Below are 8,567 nucleotides of genomic sequence, written 5' to 3' on the forward strand. Positions count from 1 at the left end.
TCTTTCAACTCCCCTTGACTACTGTGATGATCAAATATTGCAATTAGAGGAATATTTGCCTCGGTAACAATCGGTAACAGCTGGGTGGTTGTACCCTGGTTATCAATCAGCACATAGCCCTGATACACCGATAAATCTTGATTTTTTGTGGTCTCCACACTCCAGCGTTTGGTTGGTAAACCAGTCAACTTAACCAGGGCAATGTTTTCCTGGTGAGAGAGGGTACCAGCATAGACAATATCGCATTGGATATTATACTGCTCGGCAATCAGCTGGTAAGCCCAAGCGCTAGAGAGAGCATCTGGGTCAGGGAAATCTTGTAGGATGACCAGTTGCCGATCATTTTGATGACGCTCTAGAGTCTCCTGCAACTGTTGTACTTTTGAATATATTTTTGAAGCTGATGTAGCCGACTGCCGCCTTTTTGTTTGGGAATTTCCCTCCGAAGGATTTACATCTTGAGTAGATGGCAGTTGCCCTTGAGCATCAACCTGTTCTGAATCTAAGCTAGACGCACCACTGTTAAGTAAATTGTTAGTCATTAGTTAGTAGTCATTAGTCATTAGCCATTGGTGATTAGCCATTGGTCATTAGTGATTAGCAATTAGTCATTAGCCATTGGTGAACCCCCTTTTAGATTGATTAGTCGTGACATGAGTTAGCGGACTAGCCACCAATCACATACTTCCGCCACTCCTGATGCCGTCCAGTTTTTAAGTCTTTAGCAATTTCAAAGTGGAGACTACTATAAGGTCTCCGGGGTTGGGTTCGCAACGTCATGTTGGCTTCTTTAGGGGTGCGATTCCCTTTTTTGACGTTGCAGCGCACGCAAGCTGTAACAAGATTTTCCCAGGAGTCACCTCCATGGCGAGAACGAGGAATCACATGATCTAACGTTAAGTCATCACCGGTGTAACCGCAGTATTGACAAGAGTGAGCATCACGGTGCAGGATGTTACGACGGGTAAGGGGAATCTCTTTGTAGGGTATCCGGACGTAATGGCGCAGTCTAATCACTGTAGGCAGTGGAAAATCTGCGTAAACGTATTTGCCGTTATGTTCGATACGCTCTGCCTTACCCTTGATCAACAACACAACTGCCCGTCGCCAGTTGGTTATGTTGAGCGGCTCATAGGAGGCGTTTAACACCAGAACCTTACCCATTGGTGGTCTCAGCTAGGAGGATTTTCCCAGATAGTAGCACAGGTTGCTCAATCTGGGTTATTTTTCCATGGGTTATTTTAATTTACGGTGTTACTGAAGTGCTGAAGTGCTGAACTGCTGAACTGCTGAAGTAAAGAAATAGGTTTTGGGTAAAGTCAACTATAGTTAGGTCAGTTACCCATTACCCATTACCCATTGCTTTAGGACCTGTGAGCAGATAAGTAGTCATTTTCCCTTTGCCTTTGACTTCAAAGGGTTCCCGTTTATCAAACCGGTACTTATCTTTTAATTTCTCATAGGTAGTAACTGTAACCTGAATGCCACCTGGTAGACCCTGAGATTCCATACGGCTAGCTATATTTACGGTATCACCCCACAAATCATAGCTGAATTTTTTGATTCCAATTACCCCAGCCACCACTGGTCCACTGTTGATGCCAATCCTGAGACGGAAATTGTGATTCGTTTGAGCATTGTATTGCGCAATTAATTTTTGCATATCCAATGCCATTTTAGCGATCGCATCCGCATGATACTTGCAAGGTTTTGGCAGACCGGCAACAGCCATATAAGCATCACCAATCGTCTTAATTTTTTCGACACCATGCTCCTCCGCTAGTTGGTCAAACTCTGAAAATATTACATTGAGAATTTCGACCAGTTCAGTGGGAGAGGTTTGGGTTGAGAGTTTAGTAAAGTCAACTAAATCAGCAAACAAAACAGTTACATCTTCAAAACTTTCTGCCAGAGTACGTTCTCCTTTTTTTAACTGTTCTGCCACCGGTTGGGGCAAGATATTAAGGAGCAAAATATCAGCTTCGCTTTGGGCACGACGAAGTTCATCTTCAGCTTTTTTGCGCTCTGTAATGTCGCTAACTGTGCCTTCGTAGTAGAGTAAATCACCAAAATTGTCTCTGACTGCTCGTATATTTTCCGAAATCCAAATTACCATACGATCTTTCCGATAAACCTCGGACTCAACCTCTGATAACGTTTCTTCTGTGTGGATTAGGGCTAATATATCGTCACGACGCATCGGTTCGAGGTAGAGTTGTTGAGCAATATCCGTGACTTGATTAATCAGTTGTTCTGGGGACTGATATCCCAAAATACTTGCGAGTGCTGGATTAGCGGTAATAAATTGTCCTTCTGGTGTAACTTGAAAAATGCCTTCAGTGGCATTTTCAAAGATACTGCGATATTTATGCTCAGCTTCTTGTTTCTGTTTTATTTCCTGTTGCAGCTGAAAATTTTGTGCTTGTAGTTGCTTTTGTAAACGCCCGAGTTTCAAGTGAGTGTTTACTCTCGCTCTTACTTCTTCGTGCTGCACTGGTTTAGTGAGATAATCTACTGCACCGAGCCTGAAACCTTTAACTTTGTCGAGAGTATCAGTACGAGCGGTCATAAAAATAACTGGTATGTCTCTAGTTGACTCTTGAGCTTTCAAGCGACGGCAAGTTTCAAACCCATCAATTCCGGGCATCATAATATCCAGTAAGATTAGATCCGGTTGAGCATAGTTAACTTTCTGGAGCGCACTATAGCCATCTTGAGCGACTAACACTTTGAAGCCAGAATTGCTCAACAACTCAAACATTACCCCTAAATTAGTCGGACTATCATCAACAATCACAATTACACCTTTATAGCCAATTTTGTTATAGCTCTCAGTTAGGGGGATTGTCCTGGAAGAGGAATGATGATTAGTTTGAGTTGCTGAGGAAATATTCATAATCACATGAACTCGTTATTGGGGTTTGTCGCTAATCAATGGCTAATTAATAAGAACCAAACTACTCGGATATTATCTGAAAATAAAATAGTGCTATTTAAAAATAAACCTTAAAAACTATAATAACTTATTAGTGGTTCAAATAGTCATTTAAATGGCGATGGTTTTTTAAAGATATAGACTTTATTTTTTAGTAACTTTATAAGTTTTTTTTAAATCCTTTTATTTTCGAGGAGCTTCCTGGTCTTTTTTATCCATGTACTTTCCAACAAATTCCAATATTTGTCGTTCTTGAAAACCTTTTGATAATTTACGCAAATTTTGAGCAAAGGGGATGAATTTATGATCCAACTGTTCAATCAAATTAGCTTCTTCTTGGATGCCTCGAATATCACCCATAATTGCGAGTTCATACAGAACGGAAATTTTCTCTTGCGATGGCGCTACAGGCATAACATCTTCAGCTTTCTCTCCCTTAGTGGATTCTACAATTCCTTGTCCTCCTTGTTGTTCTTCGGAAACCTCTGGTAAATCTAAATCCAGCCAAAAAATACTACCTTGACCGAGAGTACTTTTCACCTTTAATTCACTACCCATTAATTCCGCTAAACGTTTACTAATCGATAATCCTAAGCCTGTACCATTAACCTGACGGTCAGTATTGCCCACTTGATGGAATGGCAAAAATATTTCTGCTAGTTGTTTTGGTGGGATACCAATGCCAGTGTCTGCTATCACAAAGCGCATTTTTTTAGTACCTTGCTTTTCTGTTAAAGCTTGTTCGCCTAGCGTGGCCGTTCGCGCAGCGTGGCCTACGGCCAATTGGCCAAGGTTTTTAGGTTGTTCGCCTTTGGCATTACCGTAGGGTAGAAGGTTAAACCGATCAACGCTCAACTCTGAACACCCCAAATAACCAACTTTAAACGTTACCTCACCAGTATCTGTAAATTTGACAGCATTTCCCAAAAGGTTCATCAGAACTTGTCGCAATCTTATTTCATCACCCTTGACAAATTCAGGCAGGGGTGAAAGGAATTCGTAACGGAATGAAATGTTTTTTTGTTTAGCACTGATCACCACAATTTCCACAATACCTTCCAGAAACTTGGGAAACTGAAAATCTCTGACATCCAGTTCCATTTTTCTGGCTTCGATTTTTGATAGATCCAGGATGTCATTGAGTAGGGTTAACAGATGCTGACCACTTTGCTGAATAATACTGAGCTGCTCTTTGTGCGTAGCGCTCAGTTGTGGTTCCTCTTGGAGGATTTGGGCATAACCTAAAATGCCGTTAAGGGGGGTACGTAATTCATGACTCATGTTCGCTAAAAATTCACTCTTAGCCCGATTGGCTACTTCCGCGTCAACTTTAGCCTGCTTCAAGGCCTGTTCTGCCTGTTTGCGATCGCTAATGTCTCGAAAAATCCCCTGGACAACTCTCTTCCCTTGCAGCTCTAAAGTAGTCGCACTAACTTCTACAGGAACGGTTGTACCAACTTGATGCAATAATTCCAGTTCTTCTTGAAATACACCCCCTGCCTCCACATGTTGCTGGAAAATTTGGGCGTAGGCTTTGAATCGTTGTGGTGGAATAATCTGACTCTGATGCAACCCAATAATTTCATCTCTGCCACGACCCAGCATCTGTTCTGCCATCTGATTGGCTTCCAGGATGATTCCGGTTTCCGCATCTGCCATCAGAATCGCATCACCAGCTGACTCAACTAACTTACGATACTTCTGTTCCGCCTGCCGTAGTTTTGCCTCTGATAGCTTGCGTTCAGTGATATCTCGGTTGCAGAAGATTCTACCATAGTAATCCCCACCACTCGTAAGCACTGGTGCTGAATAAAAGTCAAAAATACGCTCATCCTTGGTTACAAGTTCATCGTAGTGCGTTGTTTTGGGATGAGCCTGGAGATAGTCCACCTGAGCCAGAAATTCATCGGGATGGTTAAGTTGAGAACTCAGCTGCTTGAGCAATTCTTTAATATCATTGGCTTGAAACAACTGTTCTGGAGTCTGCCACAACTCACAGAAATGCTGGTTGTAGGAAACCACCCGAAAATTTTCATCAACCACTAAAATTCCATCAATGGCAGCTTCTTGTTGCGCTTTGAGCATGGCATTTGTACGGAGTACATCCTCCTGTACCACAGAACGCTCAATGGCAATTCTAGCGAGTTGGGTGGCTTTATCCGCCAGTTCTTGCTCTTCGCGGTTTGGGGTATGAGGTTCAGTGTAATAGGTTGAGAAGGTGCCTAGCACCGTCCCTTGAGTGGACAAAATGGGGATAGACCAACACCCTCTGAGATTGTGGGAGAGTGCAACATCCCTTATATTTCCACACAGGGGATGAGTAGCAATATCCTTAACCATCACCGGTTCTCGCCAATAGGCGGCAGTGCCACAGCAACCGATATATGGACCAATAACCATACCATCAATCGCCTGAATGTAGGATTCTGGAAGGCTGGGAGCGGCACTATTACGCAGATTAACCCCATTTTTATCCACCAGGAAGAAGGCACACCTAATCTTGGGCAATTGCTCCTCAATCAACCGAGCCAGTCGGTCTAGTACATCTGGCAGCTTCTCCCACTGGGTAATCATTTCCAGGATACGATTTTGTCCAGCTAACAAAGCTTTAACTCTGTGGCTATCAGTAATGTCAGTAAAGGTACCAACTAGACGAACCACTTCACCGTTATCATCTTTGATCACCAGACCAGTCGAGAGAATCCAGGAAATTGAGCCATCTGTGCGCAGCAGACGAAACTTTTGTTTCCACTTCTTGATGCAGTCGCTCATGGGGGTTTCCCCCAAGACCGCGCTGCATCGCTGAGAACTTCGTCCAGCCAATAGGTTATCTAGGATGGCTTTCACCTCATCAATATCCTCAAGATGAATCAGTGCCAATAATTCATTAATGGTCGGCCTATCTTGATCCAATGGGTAGCCAATCAGGCTGAGAAATTGGGGCGAGTAGTAATGATCATAGGTTTTCAGGTTGATTTCAAAGAGTCCGTTGGTGTTGGCTTGAATAGCCAGAGCAAACCGTTCCTCACTCTCCCTAAGCGCATCCTCAATGCGCTTGTGTTCAAGAACCTCCGCGATTAATTGTCGATTGAGCTGCCTCAGGGTAGCTGTTCGCTCTTGAAATTGATGTTCCAGCCGTTCATTCTGGTGACGAAGTGCCTCTTGAGCTTGCTTACGCTCTGTGATATCTTCAACTGTAGCTTCGTAGTAGAGTAGAAAGTTACTACTATCATGGATCGCCCGCACATTCTTGGAGATCCAGATTATAGTACCATCTTTTTGATAAATCTGTGCTTCAAACCCTGAAACAACACCATGTTCCTGTAGCTGTAGAAGCAAATCTGCCCGTCGTTGAGGATCAACATAAAGTTGGTGGGCAATATCGGTGACACTTGCTACGAGTTCTGCCGATGATTGATAGCCATATATTCTCGCTAGTGCCGGGTTAGCACTGATATAGTGTCCGTCAGGTGTGGTCTGACAAATGCCTTCCATCGCATTCTCGAAGATGCTGCGGTATTTGGCTTCGCTTAAGCGCAACAATTTTGCCCCTGCGTTTAGTTCTGATGTAGTTGCTGCCAAGAATAAAGCGATTGTTGCCATCAGTATCATAAAAACCTGTAGCAGGGGAACTGCTTTGCTCAAGTCCCCGGTGCTGGCAAAAAACGGTCCGGTACCCAAACTGGTTCCTACAATAGCAATGCTCGATACCATCAAGCAGCCTAGGGTGGTCAGGGGTTGACCAAATTGGAGGGCAGCCCAAATCAGCCAGGGAAATGGCAACCAGGCGAGGGGATAGGTTGCCATTTTTGGCCCAATGTCCGACCCAAACACTCCCCAACTGACTGTCAAAAGTGAAATCAGCCAGATAACTGCCAAAATAAATTGTTTTATCGTTATGCTTGCTTGAGGGGTTAACGGTTGTTGGTTAGACAGTTGCAGGTTAGTTTGGGTTGACTCTTCAACTTTCTCAACCTTGGCCAATTGGCCACGCTTTCGGCAAAGCCGTTCGCGCAGGGTCGGCCTTCGGCCAAACGCGAACAACCTGCCAACCTTCAATTTCTTAAATAGGTAGCACCACACTAAAAACACTGGTACTACGACTAAAACCACCATTAAGTCCCCTAAGCACCATTGCCACCACATCCCGCCGAAATTCCTACCATCAAATTCACCACTCAGGTGTAAGTGAGTTAGACTGACAGTCGGAGCGATCAGTGTGGCAAGCATCGACAGGCCTAGGAACCCCAATACATCTCGTCGCCGTTCTAGGGAAGGACGAAGCTGCCACAACCTTGCTAATCCTATCGATAGGAATACTGACAAGATATACCCTAAAGCAGTTATCCCAGAAACTGGCCAGAACCTCTGAGGCGAAACAATCCAGAAAAATTCTCCCCAAGAAACCGATGGCAAAACTCCTTGGTGTTCGGTTAACCACCAAAGATACTCCCTTAGTAGTAATACGGTTGCTTGGGTAATTCCTGCGGGAGACCAAACTGGTGGTACTAATGTATTCCCTGCAATCAATCCATGGACTAAGTTTGCCAGCCCAAGGTAAACCAAAGTCAGTAAAGCTAAATTGGTTAAGTGTTGCCAGAATCCTTTTGCTATGAAAATCATTTTGGGAATACGCCCAAAGATGGAGTTAGGCGAAATTAATCTTTACGCACAATGACATAATTTTCAATCCAGAAACCGGTAAATTCCGCAACTTTACAAATTCTTTTATTTTCTAGTTAGATTTTTTTCATTCTCTTTAAATTAAAGGTTTTTTTGAGCTAGAGATTTAGTTAAAGTGAAAAGTGAAAGGTTATGGGTGAAGGCTATCTACTTAAGCTAGCCTATAGCGAAGGAGACTGGTAATTGTTCATTGTTGTTCATTGTTGATGGTTTTTCCTTGTCTGCCTTCCCTTTGCTTGATAAGAGGTAGCCTGGGTGAAAGAGACGACACCAATCTCCTCTGATTACCCTTTCTCCTTTTCCTTGTCCGCTGTTAACTATCATCAAGGAGCCAAGGCAAGTGGTATACCATTCAACTCAAACTTTCTATAAAGCTGAGATTTCACAGAATCCCCCTTACGCCAGTCCCTAGGGGACATGACGCTGGAATTTTCTATTAAACCTCAGCTATTGAAGGTTTTTAAATCAGCGCACCCACATATCCTTCTTTGGTTATCTAAAAAACTTGTATGTCAATCTTCTAATCTCGTAGGTGAGTAGGTGGTTTGTGGCAAAACATTAACGTAGTTATTTGAAGAAGAGTAGTAAGCGATGATCAACAAAGGTAATGTTAAGGTCAACAGCGCAATTACCGTACCCAAGACTTCTGCCCATCTATATGGGTGAGGGTCAGAAGAGTTGGCAGATGAGCCACTAAGTTCCATAAATTAATTGAAATTTAAACTAGGTCAGTTGAAAAGGACGATTAGTTGGGTCTTATCATAAACCCTACATCCTTTATTTTATCGATTTATTCCGAAAGGATTGTTTTCTAGTAAACAATCTCAACTAAATTCCAGGCCACTTAACGATACTTTGCAAAAAACTAGGCTCAACCAGGTTACAGGTTGTAGGTTATAGGTTGTATATTACAAGTTGTATGTTTTTAGTTACATGCTTTAGGTTGTAA

3 protein-coding genes and 1 pseudogene are annotated in these 8,567 nt (G+C 43.1%); all 4 read right to left on the bottom strand.

The window, feature by feature from the left end:
* Positions 1-542, bottom strand: a pseudogene (locus tag F6K52_RS27345) (bifunctional oligoribonuclease/PAP phosphatase NrnA); the annotation flags it as partial.
* A 124-nt stretch (positions 543-666) separates the two neighbouring features.
* Positions 667-1,164 (bottom strand): HNH endonuclease, encoded by a 498-nt coding sequence (locus F6K52_RS27350; protein ID WP_293085798.1) that lies wholly within the window; start codon positions 1,162-1,164, stop codon positions 667-669.
* Between the two features lie 181 nt (positions 1,165-1,345).
* Positions 1,346-2,896, bottom strand: coding sequence for an adenylate/guanylate cyclase domain-containing protein (locus F6K52_RS27355; protein ID WP_293085801.1), 1,551 nt, complete (start codon positions 2,894-2,896; stop codon positions 1,346-1,348).
* 222 nt (positions 2,897-3,118) lie between these two features.
* Positions 3,119-7,558 (bottom strand): PAS domain S-box protein, encoded by a 4,440-nt coding sequence (locus F6K52_RS27365; RefSeq protein ID WP_364419955.1) that lies wholly within the window; start codon positions 7,556-7,558, stop codon positions 3,119-3,121.
* Positions 7,559-8,567: the final 1,009 nt, after the last annotated feature.

The sequence above is a fragment of the Moorena sp. SIO3H5 genome (genome assembly GCF_010692395.1).
In the GTDB taxonomy this organism is placed as follows: Bacteria; Cyanobacteriota; Cyanobacteriia; order Cyanobacteriales; family Coleofasciculaceae; genus Moorena.